The 19,488-nt window shown below is 33.6% G+C and carries 17 protein-coding genes; 10 read left to right on the top strand and 7 right to left on the bottom strand.

Features of this window, described 5'->3' with window-relative positions; all coding sequences use genetic code 11:
- The first annotated feature begins 522 nt into the window (after nucleotides 1-522).
- From mnmG to HYN56_RS05025, 6 genes are all read left to right on the top strand, one after another.
- Nucleotides 523-2,394: a tRNA uridine-5-carboxymethylaminomethyl(34) synthesis enzyme MnmG gene (gene mnmG, locus HYN56_RS05050; protein WP_109191183.1), complete on the top strand. Its 1,872-nt coding sequence runs from the start codon at nucleotides 523-525 to the stop codon at nucleotides 2,392-2,394.
- 117 nt (nucleotides 2,395-2,511) lie between these two features.
- Nucleotides 2,512-2,982 (top strand): GNAT family protein, encoded by a 471-nt coding sequence (locus HYN56_RS05045; protein WP_109191182.1) that lies wholly within the window; start codon nucleotides 2,512-2,514, stop codon nucleotides 2,980-2,982.
- An 84-nt stretch (nucleotides 2,983-3,066) separates the two neighbouring features.
- Nucleotides 3,067-3,915 carry a class I SAM-dependent methyltransferase gene (locus tag HYN56_RS05040; RefSeq protein ID WP_109191181.1) on the top strand — a complete coding sequence of 283 codons (849 nt, stop codon included), beginning with the start codon at nucleotides 3,067-3,069 and terminating at the stop codon, nucleotides 3,913-3,915.
- A gap of 238 nt (nucleotides 3,916-4,153) precedes the next feature.
- The gene (locus tag HYN56_RS05035) at nucleotides 4,154-4,738 is read left to right on the top strand and encodes an OmpH family outer membrane protein (RefSeq protein ID WP_109191180.1); all 585 of its coding nucleotides are present in this window, start codon (nucleotides 4,154-4,156) and stop codon (nucleotides 4,736-4,738) included.
- 102 nt (nucleotides 4,739-4,840) lie between these two features.
- Nucleotides 4,841-7,120 carry a helix-turn-helix domain-containing protein gene (locus tag HYN56_RS05030; RefSeq protein WP_109191179.1) on the top strand — a complete coding sequence of 760 codons (2,280 nt, stop codon included), beginning with the start codon at nucleotides 4,841-4,843 and terminating at the stop codon, nucleotides 7,118-7,120.
- Between the two features lie 78 nt (nucleotides 7,121-7,198).
- A complete protein-coding gene (locus HYN56_RS05025; RefSeq protein WP_109191178.1) occupies nucleotides 7,199-7,960 on the top strand; it encodes a hypothetical protein in 762 nt (253 codons plus the stop codon).
- A gap of 249 nt (nucleotides 7,961-8,209) precedes the next feature.
- Here HYN56_RS05025 and HYN56_RS05020 read toward each other — a convergent pair whose 3' ends face one another.
- Nucleotides 8,210-9,181: an HU domain-containing protein gene (locus HYN56_RS05020; protein WP_109191177.1), complete on the bottom strand. Its 972-nt coding sequence runs from the start codon at nucleotides 9,179-9,181 to the stop codon at nucleotides 8,210-8,212.
- 237 nt (nucleotides 9,182-9,418) lie between these two features.
- Between HYN56_RS05020 and dprA the strand changes: the two genes are divergently transcribed.
- Complete coding sequence (gene dprA, locus HYN56_RS05015; RefSeq protein ID WP_109194729.1) at nucleotides 9,419-10,519, top strand: DNA-processing protein DprA; 1,101 nt, start codon at nucleotides 9,419-9,421, stop codon at nucleotides 10,517-10,519.
- Between the two features lie 90 nt (nucleotides 10,520-10,609).
- Here dprA and trpS read toward each other — a convergent pair whose 3' ends face one another.
- Nucleotides 10,610-11,584, bottom strand: a complete 975-nt coding sequence (gene trpS / locus HYN56_RS05010) for a tryptophan--tRNA ligase (protein ID WP_109191176.1) — start codon at nucleotides 11,582-11,584, stop codon at nucleotides 10,610-10,612.
- Between the two features lie 213 nt (nucleotides 11,585-11,797).
- Nucleotides 11,798-12,175: a GxxExxY protein gene (locus HYN56_RS05005; RefSeq protein WP_109191175.1), complete on the bottom strand. Its 378-nt coding sequence runs from the start codon at nucleotides 12,173-12,175 to the stop codon at nucleotides 11,798-11,800.
- Nucleotides 12,176-12,457: 282 nt separating this feature from the next.
- Between HYN56_RS05005 and HYN56_RS04995 the strand changes: the two genes are divergently transcribed.
- Entirely contained in the window at nucleotides 12,458-13,198 is a 741-nt protein-coding gene (locus HYN56_RS04995) for a lysophospholipid acyltransferase family protein (protein WP_109191173.1), read from the top strand.
- 560 nt (nucleotides 13,199-13,758) lie between these two features.
- On the opposite strand, the gene recA is transcribed toward HYN56_RS04995, so the two are convergent.
- The 4 genes from recA to HYN56_RS04975 form a co-directional block, all read right to left on the bottom strand.
- Nucleotides 13,759-14,766, bottom strand: coding sequence for a recombinase RecA (recA, locus tag HYN56_RS04990; protein ID WP_091490052.1), 1,008 nt, complete (start codon nucleotides 14,764-14,766; stop codon nucleotides 13,759-13,761).
- 142 nt (nucleotides 14,767-14,908) lie between these two features.
- Nucleotides 14,909-15,418: an acyl-CoA thioesterase gene (locus tag HYN56_RS04985; protein WP_109194728.1), complete on the bottom strand. Its 510-nt coding sequence runs from the start codon at nucleotides 15,416-15,418 to the stop codon at nucleotides 14,909-14,911.
- Nucleotides 15,419-15,559: 141 nt separating this feature from the next.
- Complete coding sequence (locus tag HYN56_RS04980) at nucleotides 15,560-15,943, bottom strand: DoxX family protein (protein ID WP_109191172.1); 384 nt, start codon at nucleotides 15,941-15,943, stop codon at nucleotides 15,560-15,562.
- A gap of 7 nt (nucleotides 15,944-15,950) precedes the next feature.
- Complete coding sequence (locus tag HYN56_RS04975; protein ID WP_109191171.1) at nucleotides 15,951-17,099, bottom strand: DNA polymerase III subunit; 1,149 nt, start codon at nucleotides 17,097-17,099, stop codon at nucleotides 15,951-15,953.
- A gap of 434 nt (nucleotides 17,100-17,533) precedes the next feature.
- Here HYN56_RS04975 and HYN56_RS04970 point away from each other — a divergent pair, with 434 nt between their 5' ends.
- Both HYN56_RS04970 and HYN56_RS04965 read left to right on the top strand, forming a co-directional pair.
- Nucleotides 17,534-17,986, top strand: a complete 453-nt coding sequence (locus HYN56_RS04970; RefSeq protein WP_057115433.1) for a hypothetical protein — start codon at nucleotides 17,534-17,536, stop codon at nucleotides 17,984-17,986.
- Nucleotides 17,987-18,177: 191 nt separating this feature from the next.
- Complete coding sequence (locus HYN56_RS04965) at nucleotides 18,178-19,470, top strand: hypothetical protein (protein WP_109191170.1); 1,293 nt, start codon at nucleotides 18,178-18,180, stop codon at nucleotides 19,468-19,470.
- Nucleotides 19,471-19,488: the final 18 nt, after the last annotated feature.

Here is a 19,488-nt window from a genome sequence, read left to right as displayed (position 1 = left end):
GGATTAAATCGTTCCACGTGGAACGATTTTTAAGTTTGATTTTTAATGAGAAAGAAAAGGATGTTTCATGTGGAACATGTTTTAAATTGTTCTTTGGGAGTTTAGATTGGAAACTTAGAAATGTTTCACGTGAAACATTTCTTTTGAAAGTTCTGTATTGAAAGTTCTGTATTGAAAGTTCTGTATTGAAAGTTCTGTATTGAAAGTTCTGTATTGAAAGTTCTGTATTGAAAGTTCTGTATTGAAAGTTCTGTATTGAAAGTTCTGTATTGAAAGTTCTGTTTGAAATTAAATAAAATTGTTTCACGTGAAACAATTTTATTTTGAAGATTCCAGTTTGAAGATTCCAGTTTGAAGATTCCAGTTTGAAGATTCCAGTTTGAAGATTCCAGTTTGAAGATTCCAGTTTGAACCTGAAACCTGGAACAAAGAAAAAAAAGATTACGTTCCACGTGGAACAAGAAAAATATAAATGTAATTCTAGAAACCGCGTTAGCGGTTTTTGGAGAATAATAAAACAAAATGTTTTTAGAAGAATACGATGTTATTGTGGTTGGTGCAGGCCATGCTGGATCTGAAGCTGCGGCGGCTGCTGCAAATTTGGGATCGAAAACTTTATTGGTTACAATGAGTTTGCAAAACATTGCACAGATGTCTTGCAATCCTGCGATGGGGGGGATTGCAAAAGGACAGATTGTTCGTGAAATTGATGCGCTTGGAGGATATTCAGGAATTGTTTCAGATAAGACTGCAATCCAATTCAAGATGTTGAATAAATCGAAAGGGCCTGCAATGTGGTCGCCAAGAGTTCAAAGTGACAGAATGCGTTTTGCTGAGGAATGGAGAATGATGTTGGAGGCGACTCCAAATTTAGATTTTTACCAAGAAATGGTAAAAGGGTTGATTATCGAAGATGGAAAGATAAAAGGAATTAGAACTTCGCTTGGTGTGGAGATTCGTTCCAAATCTGTTGTTTTGACAAATGGTACTTTTTTGAATGGTTTGATTCATATTGGAGAAAAACAATTTGGTGGAGGTAGAGCAGGCGAAAGTGCTGCAACCGGAATTACCGAAGATTTGATCAAAGCAGGTTTTGAAGCGGGTAGAATGAAAACAGGAACGCCACCTCGTGTAGATGGGCGTTCTTTGGATTATTCTAAAATGAACGAAGAAAAAGGAGATGCAAAGCCAGCTAAGTTTTCTTATTCAGATGTGACTTCTCCGTTGGTTCATCAACGTTCTTGTCACATGACGTATACGTCTTTGGATGTTCACGATATTTTGAGAGAGGGTTTTGATCGTTCTCCAATGTTCAACGGAAGAATTAAAAGTTTAGGACCAAGATATTGTCCTTCTATTGAAGATAAGATTAATCGTTTTGCAGATAAAGAACGTCATCAATTATTTGTTGAGCCGGAAGGATGGAATACTTGTGAAGTGTATGTAAACGGATTTTCAACTTCGCTTCCAGAGGATATTCAATTTAAAGCGCTTCGTTCTGTAGCAGGTTTTGAAAATGTGAAATTCTTTAGACCTGGTTATGCCATCGAATATGATTTCTTTCCTCCAACGCAATTGAAACATACTTTGGAAACAAAGTTAGTTGAAGGATTGTATTTCGCTGGGCAGATTAACGGAACAACCGGATATGAAGAAGCAGCTTCGCAAGGTTTGATGGCCGGAATCAATGCGCATTTAAAAGTGCATGAAAAAGATCCGTTGATTTTAAAACGTGATGAAGCTTATATTGGAGTTTTAATTGATGATTTGATTACGAAAGGAACTGAAGAACCGTATCGCATGTTTACGTCAAGAGCTGAATATAGAACTTTGTTGCGACAAGATAACGCCGATTTCAGATTGACGCCAATGTCATATGAAATTGGTTTAGCTTCGGAAGATCGTTTACGAAGAATGGAAAAGAAATTGAATGAATCTGAAAAGATGGTTCAATTCTTTAAAGAAACTAGTGTAAGCATTGCAGAAACAAATCCGATTTTGGAAGCAAAAGAATCTGCTCCAATTTCGCAAGGAGATAAAATGTTCAAGATTTTCTCTCGTCCACAAATTGAATTGGAAGATATGTTGAAATTTGAGAAAGTTTCAGCTTATATCGAAGAAAATGATTTGGATGAAGAAATTGTGGAGCAAGCAGTAATTCAGGTGAAATATTCGGGTTATATCGAAAAGGAAAGAAATAACGCCGATAAACTTAATCGTTTAGAAGAAGTAAAAATTCCGGACAATTTCGATTATAACAAAATCAAATCCATGTCGATTGAAGCAAAACAGAAATTAAGCAAGATTCGTCCTGTAACCATTTCTCAAGCTTCAAGAATAAGCGGCGTATCACCAAGTGATATTTCCGTGCTTTTGATTTATATGGGAAGATAGATTTGTAGTAATCAGTGTTCAGTTTAAAGTGTTCAGTGTAACTGCCAACTAAAAAACTGAACACTGATTACTAAACAAATGTTCCACGTGAAACGTTTTAATAAAAAAGATCAAAAAATGAAAGTTGTACATCAAAATAGTTTTTCAGAGAATGAAAAAGAAACTTTGTGGCAACTTCGAAATAATGAATATCCAATTCAATTTGGTCACGAAACCTTTCAGGAATTCGATTTTTATATAAATTCGATTTCAGAAATGGACAATTATCTTTTAGTTGATTCAAAAAATGAGATTCAAGGATGGGCTTACACTTTTTTTCGTGACAGTGAAATTTGGTTTGCAATAATGTTGAATTATCAATTTCAGGGAAAGGGATACGGCAGAATTTTATTAGAAGAAATAAAAAATAATAATCAAAGTTTGAATGGCTGGGTAATAGATCATGAAAAGGATATCAAACGAAATAATCAAAAATATAAATCACCATTAGAATTTTATGTTCTAAATGGTTTTGATGTTTTAGATGATATCAGATTAGAAAATGAAAAGATCTCAGCTGTAAAGATCAATTGGAAAAACAACAAATAACAAAAACTAAAAAATCCTAAAAATGATGAAATTTCGTTTTTAGGATTTGCTATAAATTAAACCCAAATATCTATAATTTTAAAAATGGACGTTTTAAACAAAAAACACTTTCTTACGGTAAAAGACCATTCTGTTTCAAAAGAAATTTTCGATTTGTATTATGATGAAGAATTAGATATGCTGATTACTTCGCCGCAGCCTGAACTGCAAAATTTAGGGAAGTATTACGAAAGTGAAGATTATATTTCGCATACAGACAACAAACGTTCCTTATTTGAAAAAGCCTATCATTTTGTAAAAAATATAGCGCTTCAGAATAAATTGAATTTAATTAATAGCGAACAGCCACAAAAAGGTAAATTGCTGGATATTGGAGCCGGAACCGGAGATTTTCTTTTAACGGCGAAAAATAACGGTTGGGAGACCATTGGAGTAGAACCAAGCGAAAGAGCAAAAAATATTGCAAAACAAAAAGGAATTTCATTCGTAGAAGAAATTAGCAGTTTAGAAAATAATTCCTTGGATGTAATTACGATGTGGCATGTCTTGGAACACGTTCCGGATTTGGAACATCAAATCCAGGAATTGAAGCGTTTGTTAAAACCAACTGGAATATTAATTGTTGCGGTTCCAAATTACAAATCGTTTGATGCAAATCATTATGGAACTTTTTGGGCAGCTTATGATGTGCCGATTCACTTTTGGCATTTCTCTAAAAAATCAATTCAGCTGCTTTTTGAAAAAGTAGATATGAAACTGGAAAAAATACTTCCGATGAAATTTGATTCGTTTTATGTAAGCCTTTTATCCGAAAAATATAAAACGGGGAAAATGAATTATATTAAAGCTTTTTTCGTGGGTCTAAAATCGAACTGGAAAGCTAAGAGTACAAAAGAATATTCTTCGCATATTTATGTTTTGAAGAACAAATAAAAACGGTAGAAATTGGAAAACGCTATTTTGTCTTTTCGAAGATGAAATAGCCTTTCTTGTTTAAAAAAGAGATAAAAAACATCTAAATCAATGCGATAGCGTCGATTTATAGTAATAATTCTTTCTATAAATAAAAACAATATCATAAAATTCGAGCATTTTTTAAAGTTTATGCTGATGCTATTGATTTTTTTATATTTTTGTCTTCAATCACTTAAAAAAATTAGAATTAAAAAAAATGAAAAAAGCATTAGTTATTATCGCACTTTCAGTTTTCGCAGTTTCTTGTAACAAAACAGCAGAGGTAAAGGAAGTAAAAACAGCTTACGTGGATACTTCGGTTTTGATGAAAGAGTACACTGAGGCAAAAGATCTAGAGGCAAAGTATAAAGCTCAAGCGGAAGAAAAAGGGAGACAATTACAAGCTGAAATTTCACGTTTTAAACAAGACGCTGCTAACTTCCAAAGTCAGGCACAAGCAAACGGTCAGGCTTGGGCGCAGCAAAGAGGTGCAGAATTACAAAAAAGAGAGCAACAGTTAGGATATGCTCAACAAGCATTAGCTCAACAATTGCAACAAGAAAGCGGAGTTGAAATGGATTCTCTTGTTAGTGGAGTTAAAAAATTCATCAAAGAATACGGAAAGAAAAACGGTTACTCTTACATCTACGGAACAGGAGATGCAGCAACTGTTTTGTATGCTGAGGACAAATATGATATCACAAAAGAAATCATTAAAGAATTAAATGATAAATATAAAGCAGCGCCAAAAGCAGATGCAAAACCAGCAACTGAAACTAAAGAAGGCGAAGCAAAAAAATAAAAACTACCAAACTAACTAAATTACTAAAAACCTAAATCCACTAAGATTTAGGTTTTTTCTTTTTATAAAAATGCGGTAATTTTAGTTTTTAATACAAGCCCAATGCAAAACGTTTCAGAAGCGGCAGCTTACACTTTACAATTCATCAATCAGACTCAAAAATCTATTTTTCTAACAGGAAAAGCAGGTACAGGAAAAACTACGCTTTTACGTGAAATCATTGCTACCACGCACAAAAATACTGTAGTTGTGGCTCCAACCGGAATTGCAGCTTTAAATGCGGGCGGAGTAACAATTCACTCGATGTTCCAGCTTCCGTTTTCAGCATTTATTCCGTCTTACGAAGCAAGTGCACAATTTACCGAAACGGTAAAGTTTGAAAATAAAGAATCGTTACGACGTCATTTCAAAATGAACAACGTCAAGCGAAATGTAATCAAAAACATGGAGCTTCTGGTTATTGATGAAGTGAGTATGATGCGTGCCGATTTGTTGGATGCAGTAGATTTTATGATGCAGACCATTCGTAGAAACACACACCCTTTTGGCGGAGTTCAGGTTTTGTTTATTGGAGATTTACTACAGTTGCCACCAGTTATTCGCGATGAAGAATGGCGAACCCTGAAAAACTATTACCGCGGAAAGTTCTTTTTCCATTCTCATGTTCTTCAAACGTATCCGCCGATTTATATTGAATTGTCAAAAATCTATCGTCAGACAGATGATGCTTTTATCTCGGTTTTAAACAATCTTCGAAATAATCAGATCACTCCGGAAGACATAGCCATTCTAAATCAGTATGTTAAGCCTGATTTTGACTTCAAAGAGAACAAGGGTTATATCACGCTGACAACACATAATGCTAAAGCGGATTATATTAACAATCAGTCAATCAGTGATTTAGATGGTAAAGAATACATTTACACGCCATTTGTGGTAGGAGATTTTCCGGAAAAGATTTTTCCGGTTGAGGAAGAACTGAAATTGAAAGTTGGAGCACAGATCATGTTCGTCAAAAATGATTTGTCTTTTGAGAAAAGATATTTCAACGGAAAAATGGGTGTAATCAAATCGCTTTCAGACGAAGAAATCTTTGTTCACTTTCCGGAAGAGAACATGACGCTTGAAGTAGAAAAGTACGAATGGAAAAATATTCGATACAAAGTCAACGAACAAACCAAAGAAATCGAAGAAGAGGTTTTAGGAACCTTTGCGCATTATCCAATCAAATTGGCGTGGGCGATTACAGTGCACAAAAGCCAAGGTTTAACTTTTGACAAAGCAGCGCTCGATGTATCACAGGTTTTTCTGCCCGGGCAGGCCTATGTAGCACTTTCGCGTTTGCGTTCGTTAAACGGGCTTATTTTGCTTTCTCCGATGCAGATGAATGGTATTTCGAACGACCAGGATGTGATGGATTACGCTTTGAACAGAGCGACAGAGCAAGATTTACAGAATTCGCTTCATTTCGAAACCAAAAATTTTATCCACAACTATTTGATAAACAGTTTTAATTGGGGTGAATTGGCACAGGAATGGCGAAATCATCGTTTCAGTTATAACGAAAATGCTGCGGGTTCCGAAAAAACGAAACACGCAGCTTGGGCACATAAACGAATGGAAATCATGGAACAGCTTTTAGATCCTTCGCAGAAATTCATTGCGCAGCTCAATAAAATTTTCATCAAAGAAACGGTGGATCTAATTTTTGTGAAAGAAAGGGTAGAGGCGGCCTATGATTATTTTTTCAAGCCAATGGACAAATTGGTCGATGATCTGATTTATAAAATAAATGAAATTCAGAAATTTAAAAAAGTCAAGGAATTTTACGAAGAGCTGAATTTTTTGGAAGACCTGCAGACCAAAGCAGTTCTACAATTAATGAAAGCTAAATTGCTGATCGAAGTTGTAGTTTCGGGCGAAGCCATCTCTAAAGAAAAATTATCATCGCCAGTTATTCGAAATTATAAAATCAACAAAGCGGAAAGAATCCGGGAAGAGCTGAGAACGACAAATACGGACATTTTTAGGACAGAAGAACCCGTTGTTCGATACAAATCAGCTAAAGCAGAAAAAAGTGAGCTTAAAACGGCTAAAAAAACGACTGTTGAAGAAACGTACGACTTGTGGATGGAGAAAAATTCTGTTGAAGATATTGCGAGAATGCGTAAATTGAATGTTCAAACCATCGAAGGACATTTGATCAGACTGATTCAAGCCAAAAAAATTGAAATTACCGATGTTCTTCCGTACGATAAAATTTTGGCTTTGCGTGAGGCATTTCAGTTTTATCAGGAAGAATCGTTGAGCGGTTTGAAAGAAAAACACGGAGATGAATTTACCTGGGACGAATTAAAAATGTTTAAAGCAAGCATCAATTAAATTTTTGAACGTCCTACGTGAAACATTATTTTTTGGTTTGCAAAAATCTAATTTCTAACGAATTAAATCCATTTTGATATGAAAGCATTTAAAATAGTTTTAGCATTTTTAGTTTGTAATTCTTCATTTTTAAATGCTCAAGATTTGAAACACGAATATCAAAAGTTCATTTCGAAGTTTATTTTGGAAGTGAAAAACAATGATAAAGAAGCAGTTTCAAAACATTTTAAATTTCCATTTAAACGAGAATATCCAATTCCATTGGTAAAGGATAAGCAAGATTTTATAAAAAGATACAATCAGATTTTTGATAAAGTTTTGATTGAGAAAATAACGAAATCAAATCCGGCAACAGATTGGTCGGAAGTAGGTTGGAGAGGAATTATGCTGAACAGAGGCGATTTGTGGATTGATACCGATGGGAGAATTATCAGTATCAATCATCAATCTGATGAAGAATTGAAATTGAAAAAAGAATTGATCGCGGCACAGAAAAAAGAAGTAAATGCTTCACTTTCAAATTTTAAAGAACCGGTTGCTATTTTGGAGACTTCAAAATTCAGAATCAGAATCGATGATCTTGGAAATGACAATTATAGATATGCTTCATGGTCCATTAAACAGAAAATGACAGAGAAACCAGATTTGGTAATTGAAAAAGGAGTTTTTCATGCTGATGGAACTGGAGGAAATCATTACTATGAATTTAAAAAAGGAAATTTCACGTACAATTGCTATATCATTGTTTTAGGACAATCAGATTCACCACCTGCAATTTTAACGGTTTATCAATCCGGAAAGGAAATTTTGTCTCAGGATGCTAAAATTGTTTCACGATAAACATTAAAAAATCCTAATTCATAGCGAATTAGGATTTTTATTTATAATGTTGATATTACTTTTTCGAGTTCCTTTTCTTGTGTAATTTGAACTAATAATTAATGCTTTGAAGGTTTTGTTCATTTCAGTTTAAGAATTTTTGAATCGAATTTATTCGAAGTCATCTTCAAAGCTTGCCACTTAAAATTCTTTAAGGAACAGAATAAGACAAAAAAAATCCTATTCGGTTAGGAATAGGATTCTGAAGTTTTATAGATTTTCGACTAAGATCCAGGCATCCGGATTTTCGCCTTTTTGTATTTCTTTTTGGGCTTGTTCAGCTTCTTTCATGGTAGCATAACTTCCGTACAAAACCGGAAATAATCCATGTTTGTTTTCTTTCAGCATTCTTGCTTTGAAACCATCTTTAATCAATTGGTTATAAGCTTTTCTGGCATTTGCTTCACTTCTAAAAGCACCGGCCATGATATGATATGGCATTGTTTGTTCTGCCGTTTCAACTTTTGCAGAATCTACTGCAAGTGTTACAGCCGGAAGAGGACTTTTGATAAAAAAAGTGGCTTCCTGTATTTTGTTCTGAACTTTTTTCTGAACGGATTTTTCAACCATCAAAGTTTGGTTGTCAATCTGATTTTGATATAACGGATAACCAATACTTCCGGTAATTCCAAGTCCTAAAACCAGAATTGCGGCATATCTCAGGAATGGGTTAGAAGATTTTGTTTGCTCTTCATTTTCATATAATAAAACAGCATCTTTTTCTTTTGCAGCGATCTTTTCGATTTTTTTCTCGAAAATTTCTTTTTTCACGATTGGAGAAACAAAAGGGCTTAAACCAAAAGAATTAGCAAGATAGTTTGTTTGGTCGTTTGGTCGGAAAACGATATTGCTTTCTGAATTTAAACGCAGTTCACCAATGTTTTTTAAAAGAATTACGCCATTTTCTTCCAAGGTTTTTTTCCAGCTTAAAACTTCAAATGCAATTGCACTCACGGCAAAACCATAAGATGTTTTTTCAGCCTGAGCAATATGATTTGCCAACAATCCGTCATTATTTTTGATACGACTGTTGAAAGAAATAGTCTTTTTTGGAGGAAAAAACGAGTTAGTGCTTTCATTAAGCTCAGCTGAATGCGTTTCTGTTAAAAACGCACCAAATCCTGGAACCGTTACACACTGATAACGATACAATAACTGTGAGATATATACTTCGATTTTCATAGTAACAAAGTTATGCATCGTGTATAGTTATCAAAATTTTATTCACAATTTTTATTAACAATTGAGATTAATTTTTATACAATTCATTTTCAAATATTTAAGTTCGTCGTTTTAAAATTCTACGCGAAGAATAAATTTTTAACTATTTATTTTATTAGGAATTTACTTTGTTTTGTAGATATTTGTAGTAAAAAAAATGATAAAACAAACTCTCTATTTTACATAATGTTACAAGAAATGAACGAACAGGAATTATTTTATCTGCTTGCACTGCTAAAAGTTGATGGAGTAGGTGATATTATGGGGAAGAAATTACTGCAATCTTTTGGAGATGCTCAATCTATATTTAAGGCTAAAGATAAACAACTTGCTGTCATTGATGGTATTGGAAGTGTGTTGCTGAAAAACTTAAAGGATAAAAGTGTTTTTGAGAAGGCAGAAAAGGAATTATCATTCATAAAAAACAACAAAGTACAGACTTCTTTCTTTCAGGATGAGAGTTATCCTGAACGACTAAAACATTGCGTTGACGCGCCCATTCTAATTTTTAGTGCGGGTAATTTCAACTTTAAAAACAGAAAAATGATCAGCATTGTGGGTACGAGACAGATTACTTCTTACGGTTCAGAATTTTGCCGAAAATTGATTGAAGATCTGGCTCCTTTAGATCCCATAATTATAAGCGGATTTGCTTATGGAGTTGATATTGTTGCCCATCAAGCCGCTATGGATTATAATTTGCAAACGATTGGAGTTTTAGCACATGGTTTAAATCAAATTTATCCGCGTTCGCACAAAAAATACATGGCAAGAATGGAAGAGAATGGGGGATTTATAACTGAATTCTGGAGTGACTCTAATCCCGATAAAGAAAAGTTTGTACGCCGAAATCGAATTGTAGCTGGTATGAGTGAGGCAACTATCGTAATTGAATCTGCTGATAAAGGCGGATCCTTAATTACGGCGAATATGGCCAATGAATATAATCGCGATGTGTTTGCTGTCCCGGGAAGAGTTACCGACAAATACAGTCAGGGTTGTAATAGTTTAATTAAAACTCAGAAAGCAAACGTTTTAACCAACGCTGCCGATTTGATTTATATGCTGAACTGGGATATTAAAGAAAAACCAAAGTCAGTCCAAAAACTACTTTTTGTTGATTTGGAACCGGAAGAACAAAAAGTATTTGATTTTCTTCAGGATAATGGAAAAGAATTACTTGATATTATAGCTATTAAATGCGATTTCCCCATTTTCAGAATGTCATCGATTTTAGTCAATATGGAACTCAAAGGTGTTATAAGACCACTTCCTGGAAAACTTTTTGAAGTAATTTAACGCAGAAAATCCTATATATAATTTTTTGATTTATAAAAAACGCTGACTAGTATTTCTAATCAGCGTTTCCTTTATATAATCAATTTCGATTTATTTTTCAAATCCCAGAACCTCTCTAACTTTTGCCAAAACACCATCTGCAATTACTGAAGCTTTTGTGGCACCTTTTTTCAGTAAAGCATCCACTTCTTCAAGGTTATTGATGTAGTAATTGTATTTTTCTCTTTCTGTTTTGAATTTTTCTGTAATCAATTCAAATAAAGCCTGTTTGGCGTGACCGTAACCATAATTCCCGCCAAGATAATTAGCTCTCATCTGAGCAATTTGTTCTTCATTTGCTAAAAGCGAATAGATTGCAAATGCGTTACAAGTATCAGGATTTTTTGGATCTTCAAGCGGAGTCGAATCTGTTTCGATGCTCATTACCTGTTTGCGTAATGCTTTGTCATCCAAAAAGATATTGATAATATTGTTGGCAGACTTACTCATTTTTCCTCCGTTTGTTCCCGGAATCAACATAATGTTTTCCTGAATTTTAGCTTCAGGAAGAACAAATGTTTCTCCCATTTGATGATTGAAACGAGAAGCTACATCACGAGTAATTTCTAAATGCTGTAACTGATCTTTTCCAACAGGAACAAATTCAGCATCATACAATAATATATCGGCAGCCATTAACATTGGATAGGTGAAAAGTCCGGCATTAACGTCATCTAAACGATCTGCTTTGTCTTTGAAAGAGTGGGCTAAAGTCAATCTTTGGAAAGGAAAAAAACAGCTTAAATACCAGGTTAATTCAGTAGTTTGCACCACATCTGATTGTCTGTAAAACGTTACTTTTTCAGGATTTAAACCACAAGCAAGCCAAGCTGCAGCTGTACTGTAGGTATTCTCTCTTAAAGTTTTTCCGTCTTTAATTTGAGTGATTGAATGTAAATCTGCAATAAACAAATAAGATTCGTTAGTCGGATCATTTGATAATTCGATTGCCGGAATAATTGCCCCTAATAAATTTCCTAAATGTGGCGTTCCAGTACTTTGAACACCCGTAAGTATTTTTGCCATTCTCAATTTTTTCTGAATTGCAAATGTCGTGATGTTTTTTCTAACCGCAAAGTTGGTTATGTTTTTCTTTGAAGTGTAGTGTTTAGTAAGATTTTGTAAGTTTTTTTTAGCGCAAAGAGCACAAAGGATTTTCGCAAAGAAAAGAAGTTGTATCTTTCGAAGGATAGCTTTGCTATAAGTTCGCAAAGCTTTATTGGTATCTTGAGTATTCAGTTATAAATTATTTACTACCCTTCTAATACCATTTTTTAAAAGAGTTTCATTAAAATTTATTAATAAACCAAGTTTATAGTTTCCTAATTTTAAATAAGTTAATGTCTGTGCTAAATGATTTATTGTTAAAGATTCAACGGCTTTTGTTTCAATTACTAATTTGTTTTCCACTAAAATATCAATCCGATAACCGCAGTCCAATTTTACTTCTTCAAAAAGTATTGGCATGGGTTTCTCCTTTTCCGCAATTAGACCTTTTTGTTTAAGTTTATAAAATAAACATTCTTGATATACATTTTCTAATAATCCTGGCCCAAGAGACCTATGTATTTCTATAGCTAAACCAATTGTAATAGTCGAAATTTCATTTTCACTCATTTTATTTTATATTTTAACGCAGATTTTCGTATAAATATATTAATTTGTTTTTAAATGAAATGTTTTTTTGTGAAATTTATCGATAACATAGATATCGGAGAATTTTCAAAATCTTCGGAGAGATTATTTCAAATTGTGCTCTGCGAACTTTTTGCTTTAGCAATACTCCAATTAAACTTCTTTTCTTTGCGAAAAAACTCAATGATCTCTGCGCTACAAAAAAATAGCGAATAGAATAATTCATTATAGAAAATTCATTTCCGTTTTATTACATTTGAAGCTATGAAAATATTTAAAATTGCTTTTTGGATTCTTTGGAGAGTTTGGTTTTACGTCTTGATGGCGATTCCAATACTCATTATGTTCCCTTTTCTGGTAGTTTCTATTCTTTCTGAAAAAGGATATCCCTATTTTTTTAAAATGGCACGAATTTGGGCTAAATTTATTCTTTTCGGAATGGGGTTTTATTACACCGTAAAACGCGAACAGAAGCTTATTAAAGGCAAAAGTTATATGATTGTGGCCAATCATACCTCAATGACCGATATTATGCTTATGTTGGCCTTAATTAAAAATCCGTTTGTTTTTGTTGGAAAAAAGGAATTGGTAAAGATTCCGCTTTTTGGATTTTTCTATAAAAGAACCTGTATTCTGGTTGACAGAAACTCTTCAAAAAGCAAAAATGAAGTTTTCAAAAGAGCTCAAAGCCGATTAAATCAGGGTTTAAGTATTTGCATTTTTCCCGAAGGAGGTGTTCCGGATGACGAAAGTATTTTGCTGGATGAATTTAAAGACGGCGCTTTCAGACTGGCAATAGATCATCAGATTCCAATTGTCCCAATTATTTTTCCGGACAACAAAGAACGTTTTTCATATACCTTTTTGAGCGGAAGTCCTGGGAAAATGAGAGCCAGAATTCTTCCATTCATCGAAACCAAAGATTTAACGATTGATCACAGAAAGGAATTAAGAGATCAGGTTAGGAATTTGATTTACAATGGATTATTGGAGTTTCAAAAATAAATTAGTTCAAAAATTTATAAAACACAAAAGCTGGTAGATTTTTAAAATCTACCGGCTTTTCTTTGAATTAAAAACCCCCTATTTTTATTCAAAAGTTATTATCTGTGAATTATCTTTTCGGAAATAAAACGCAATACTTTTTTAAATTTCAATTTGGTTTTTCTTCGGTTTTTATTGTACAACAATTCTATTTTTTCTTTCATGGTTAAAAATATTAATGGTTGATAATAAAGAGTTTAGTCATAACTCAAGTTAACGTCACATTATTATAGATAAAAAAAAATGAAAAAGGTTGCGTCAAAAGATTAAAAAAAATAAAAAATCCGTTAGTACCCAATAACTAACGGATTTTAGTTCAAATAACCAACCAATGTAAATTCTAAAAAAAAAATCCAAACTGATATATGGCATATCAATTTCGAAGACCTGTTTTTTATAAGATGATCATTAACTGGAAAGGTTGCGTCAGTAATTATTTATTTTCAAAAAAATAAAAAGTCCGATAGAATTTTATAATCTATCGGACTCAAAATCAATATATTTTGATTTATCGAAATGAATTAAGCGTCTGCTAATTCTTTGATATGTTCTTTAATTTTTACTTCCAGTTCTTCTGCAAGTTCTGGATTATCTTTAATCAAAGCTTTAACAGCGTCACGACCTTGTCCTAATTTAGTATCGCCATAACTGAACCATGATCCAGCTTTTTTAACGATGTCAAATTCAACAGCTAAGTCTAAGATTTCACCGGTTTTAGAAACTCCTTCTCCGTACATAATGTCGAATTCAGCTGTTTTAAAAGGCGGTGCCACTTTATTTTTTACGATTTTAACTTTAGTTCTGTTACCAATTACGTTTTCACCATCTTTAATCTGAGCAGAACGACGAATGTCTAGACGTACAGATGCATAAAATTTAAGTGCATTACCTCCGGTTGTCGTTTCAGGATTTCCGAACATAACACCAATTTTTTCACGAAGCTGGTTGATAAAGAATACCGTACAATTTGTTTTACTGATAGTTCCTGTAAGTTTTCTTAATGCCTGAGACATCAAACGTGCGTGAAGTCCCATTTTAGAATCTCCCATTTCACCTTCGATTTCACTTTTTGGAGTCAAGGCTGCAACAGAGTCAATAACAACAATGTCTATAGCTCCGGAGCGAATTAAGTTTTCTGCAATTTCCAAAGCCTGTTCTCCGTTGTCTGGCTGAGAAATGATAAGATTCTCAATATCAACATTTAATTTTTCAGCATAGTTTCTGTCAAAAGCGTGCTCTGCATCAATAAAAGCTGCGATACCTCCGGCTTTTTGAGCTTCTGCAATAGCATGAAGTGTCAGAGTGGTTTTTCCTGAAGATTCCGGACCATATATTTCAATAATTCTTCCTTTTGGATAACCATTAACTCCAAGAGCTAAATCAACACCAAGTGAACCTGAAGAAATCGTTTCTACCTCCACAATGGCTCTGTCGCCCATTTTCATTACGGTTCCTTTTCCGTAGGTTTTATCAAGTTTATCAAGTGTTAACTGTAACGCTTTTAATTTGGCTTCTTTGTCTGAACTCATTTTTCTATATATCTTAAATTGTTATTTGTCTTTCCGGATAAAAATAAGAAAATTCTTTATTTAATTTACACGTTAGATTTCGAATTTGTAAAATTAATTCTTTTTTGGAAGTTTGATTGTTCCAAATTGTCACAAATTTGAACTATAAAAATAAAGCCTTTAATTCTGTTGCATCTGCCGGTTTTATTTTTCCGGCCAGTAATAAACTTAATTGTTTACGGCGCAGGGCAGCATCAAAACGTTGAATTTCTAATTCGGTTTCCGGTACAATTGGTGGTACTTCAACAGGTCTTCCGGTGTCATCAACAGCTACAAAAGTATAAATAGCTTCATTTGCTTTTGTTCTGTTTCCGGATTCACGGTCTTCTACCCAAACGTCGATAAAAACTTCCATAGAACTTTTAAAAGATCTTGAAACTTTTGCTTCGACTGTTACAACACTTCCAAGCGAAATGGCTCTGTTAAAAGCAACGTGATTTACAGAAGCCGTAACTACAATTCGGCGTGAATGTCTGCGGGCAGCAATACTTGCGGCACGATCCATACGGGCTAATAATTCGCCACCAAAAAGATTGTTTAAAGGATTAGTTTCGCTCGGTAAAACTAAATCAGTTAAAATAGTCAGAGATTCTGAAGGATGTTTTGGATTCATTTTTTTGAATAATAAATTTATTTGCTGTTCGCTAAAGCGAACAATTTTTATTTTTGCCACAGATTTCACAGATTTCCACAGATTTTTTAATCCTTTAAATCTCTGTAATCTGTGGCTTATTTTTTAAACTTTTAGATTGGTTTAATTCAACCAATAAACAGCCATTACGGCTGGTATGAAATAAATCACAATGGTTCTCGCACCATCGTAATCTTTTGCTAATCTCTGTCCAAAAAGCATCATTAACAAAGAGATGCATGAAAATATAGCTCCGTAAAAACCAAATTCACGACCATTATTTGTGAACAACTGGATGCCTCCAACAACACATAAAATTCCGGAAATTAATTCCACAATTAAAAGATGCGCTAATGCCAGTGGTACATGATTTTTTAATCTCGTTTTAGAAAAATGTTCTTTAAGCCAGGCAACATTATCATTCCAGTAAAATATTTTTTCGTAACCTGACTGTAAAAATGTTAAAGCTAAAAAAGCTAAAATTAAGATTGAGGCAACATTGTTCATTTGAAATCTATTTTTTATGAATTAAACGAGTCAGTTTGATTGATAAATCGGTTAGGATTATTTTTGCATTTCCGTTTCTCTCAATGTGATACATAGCATCTGAAAGTTCCTTGAATATTTCATGAATATTATTTCCATTGACGAAAGGAGCAAAATTTTCCAGTTTAAATTTATCTACTTTTGGTTCAATGTAAACCAAATCCGGAGCCTGATAATTTAGCATGAGAGCCTGACGGAACATTTCGATACAATACTGAATAAATTTTTTCTGGCTTTCGCGTCCCAGTGCAGCAATTTGTTCGCTCCAGGAAATTAAATCCTGAATGGCCGCAGCATTTCCTTTTGCTCTAAAAGCAGCACGAACCCAATTGACAAACCATTGTTCAAACGGAAATTCATCATCGTCTTCTTTTAACAAATGCAATGCTTTGTTAAAATTACCCTGTGCCTGATGCGCGATTTTTTTGGCTAAATTAGAATCAATATTTTCGCGTGTAACCAAAGCTTCTGTTACCACTTTTTCAGGAAGTGCATTAAAATGAATTACCTGACAACGGGAACGTATGGTTTGTATAATATCTTCTTCATTTTCAGAAATCAGAATAAACATGGTTTTATCCGATGGTTCTTCGAGAAGTTTTAAAAGTTTATTAGAAGCGGCAATATTCATTTTATCAGCCATCCAGATAATCATGATTTTATAACCGCCTTCATACGATTTCAACGAAAGCGATTTTAAAACTTCCTGAGCATCTTCGACACGAATTTCTCCCTGTTTGTTTTGAACACCCAGAATTTTGTACCAGTCGAATAAACCTCCGTAGGGCATTTCCTGAATAAAACTGCGCCAGTCCTGTATAAAATCTAAACTTTTTGGTTTTGTCTTAACATCTTCGGTGGTCACGGTCGGATAAATAAAATGCAGATCGGGATGCGATATGTTGTCAAACTTTAGATTACAGGAATCATTTCCGTTCGAATTTTCATCACCGGTATTACCGCATAAAATATACTGGGCATAAGCAATGGCAGTTATTAATGTACCGCTTCCTTCCGGACCAACAAATAATTGTGCATGTGGAATTCTACCAGAAGCAGCACTTTTTATCAAGTGGCTTTTGATATAATCTTGACCTAAAATTTGAGAAAATTGCATAGGGCAAAGATAGAAGAAAATGATATAGTCAAAAATTTTCGGGAGAAAGATTATTTGATACTGATATTTTTAAAATTTAAAGTGCTCTTTAAGATTTTTTTTTGTCGTTATCGAGAATAATTTTGTTAATAAATACCTCAAGATGAGTAGATATCGAGATGTTTTTGTTAATATTTTTTTGAGAAAACCGATAAACGTAAGTTTTTTTTGATTATTTAAAAGAAAGAAAATGCCTTTTTTATAGCTGTAATCTTACGGTTTTGATTTTAACTATTTTAACAAAAAGCCCGTTAAAACGCACATTTTCTCGACATAAGACTGATTTTTAAGGTTTTTTTAAGGTTTTTTTTTGAAAAAAAAAATCATTCGAGTTGTAATTTAAGTTAATTTCTATATTTTTGTTTTTATCAACAACCAATTATAAATAAGAATCTATGAAAGGGAAAATTACTCTACTAAGTGCACTTTTTATTTTAACAACTGCAGCCGTTTCGGCACAGGCTAAAAACGCGCCAAGAAGTATTATTAGCACAACAGCTCTTATTCGTAAATACCATGATCAAAAAGAATTGAGTGGTATGCAAAAAGGGGAACTTCTGGAGTTATACATTGAGCGTATTAAAGTTCTGGTAAAAACTCTTCCTTACATTGCTTTGGTTACAAAACCTGGAGTTACTATGGCCGATCTTGGTATTCCGGACGATAACGAACACAAAAAAGTATTAGATGCGCAGGCAGTTGGTACATCAACATTTTTGGATACAACTGTAGAATTCCAAAGAAAAATGATGCCTTACTCTGATAAAGGAAATCTAATTGCTGCTATTTTATTTTACGAAAGTACATTGAAATCATTACACGAGTTCAACGATTTGAACGAAATGTAATATTGATTAATTTTTTTTAAAACCTTTTTCGAAGTCTTTACGTAGATGGATAAAATCTAAGTGGAATGCTTTTGAAAAACAAAATAAAAAAAGACTCATTCTCGAGGGTTCTGAAAATTTCAGAAAGTTCGGGAGGAGTTTTTTCATTTACGCATACCCAAATTTATTATTAACCCTAATACCCCCTAATCATGAAAAAAATTACTCAATTAATCTGCGTTCTTTTGACGGTTACGAGTATGAGTGCTCAACAAGAGAAAGGAATTATGGGCTACAACAATTGGTTAAATAATTGGACCGAATTTAAGCCTAACAAAGTGGACTATGGAGAAGCAAACCAAATTTTAGCAGGAAACATTTCTGTTAATACTAAATTGCTGAAAAGAAATATCTACGTTTTGCAAGGAAACGTATATGTTACAAACAATGCTGTTTTAACAATTGAACCTGGAACTTTAATTATTGGTGATTTCGAAACAAAAGGAACATTGGTAGTTACAAAAGGTGCTCAGATTATTGCAGATGGTTTAGAAACAGACCCGATTGTATTTACTTCAAACCGCAGCATGAAAAAAGCTGGAGACTGGGGTGGAGTAGTAATCCTTGGTGATGCACCAATTAATAAATTTGGAAACGTAGGTTCTTATAACCTTGATTTAGATCCAACACTTACTACTTATGGTGGAGATAACGTAGCTTCAAACTCTGGAATTTTAAGATTCGTTAGAATCGAATTTGCGGGTAAAAAAGTTAAAGGTGCTGATACTTTCAACGGTTTAACTATTGCTGGAGTTGGTAGCAAAACAGTTATCGACAATGTAATGGTAAGCTTCTCCGGAGGTGACTCATTTGCTTTCTTTGGTGGCGATGTGAATGCATCTAAATTAGTTTCTTATAAATCTATTAACGACGACTTCAAATTTACACAAGGTGTTCAATGTCGTTTATTCAACTCTTTAGCTGTTAGATCTTCTTACTTATCAAGTAACAAAGACGGATCTCGTTGTATGGAGGTGAAATCTTATGAGAAAAAGAACGAAACAGACTTTACAAAAAAACAAACTCTTGTAGCTGCTACAAACATTACTATGCTTAATGACAGTGAAAACATTAAAGCTGATATCCAGGCAGGATTAGTAAAAGAATGTGTTTATGTTGCAGAAACAGCTTCTCTTGAATTAAAGCGTAGTGTAATCTCTGGATTTAATCCTGCTGTTTTATTAGACAGTAAAATTGAGATCAACGATGCGAATCTTAAAAAAATCAAATTCGAAGAAATGTACTTTAACTTATGTAACGGAAACATCTTTACAGAGTACAATTCTAACAATGAAGATTTAGAGAGCTGGTATGGAAATAGCGTATTCTTTAACGTTTATTCTCAAAGCAGTAACAATGAAACATTCATTGATATCGCAAATCCAAAAAAGCCGGATTACAGATTACAATTAGGAAAAATCACGGCTTCAAGCGGCAATAGATAAATAGATTTCGATTTTTAT

This window comes from Flavobacterium crocinum (assembly GCF_003122385.1).
Lineage (GTDB): Bacteria > Bacteroidota > Bacteroidia > Flavobacteriales > Flavobacteriaceae > Flavobacterium > Flavobacterium crocinum.
The sequence above is the reverse complement of the archived record's forward strand: the minus strand, read 5'-3'. Positions and strand labels throughout refer to the sequence as shown.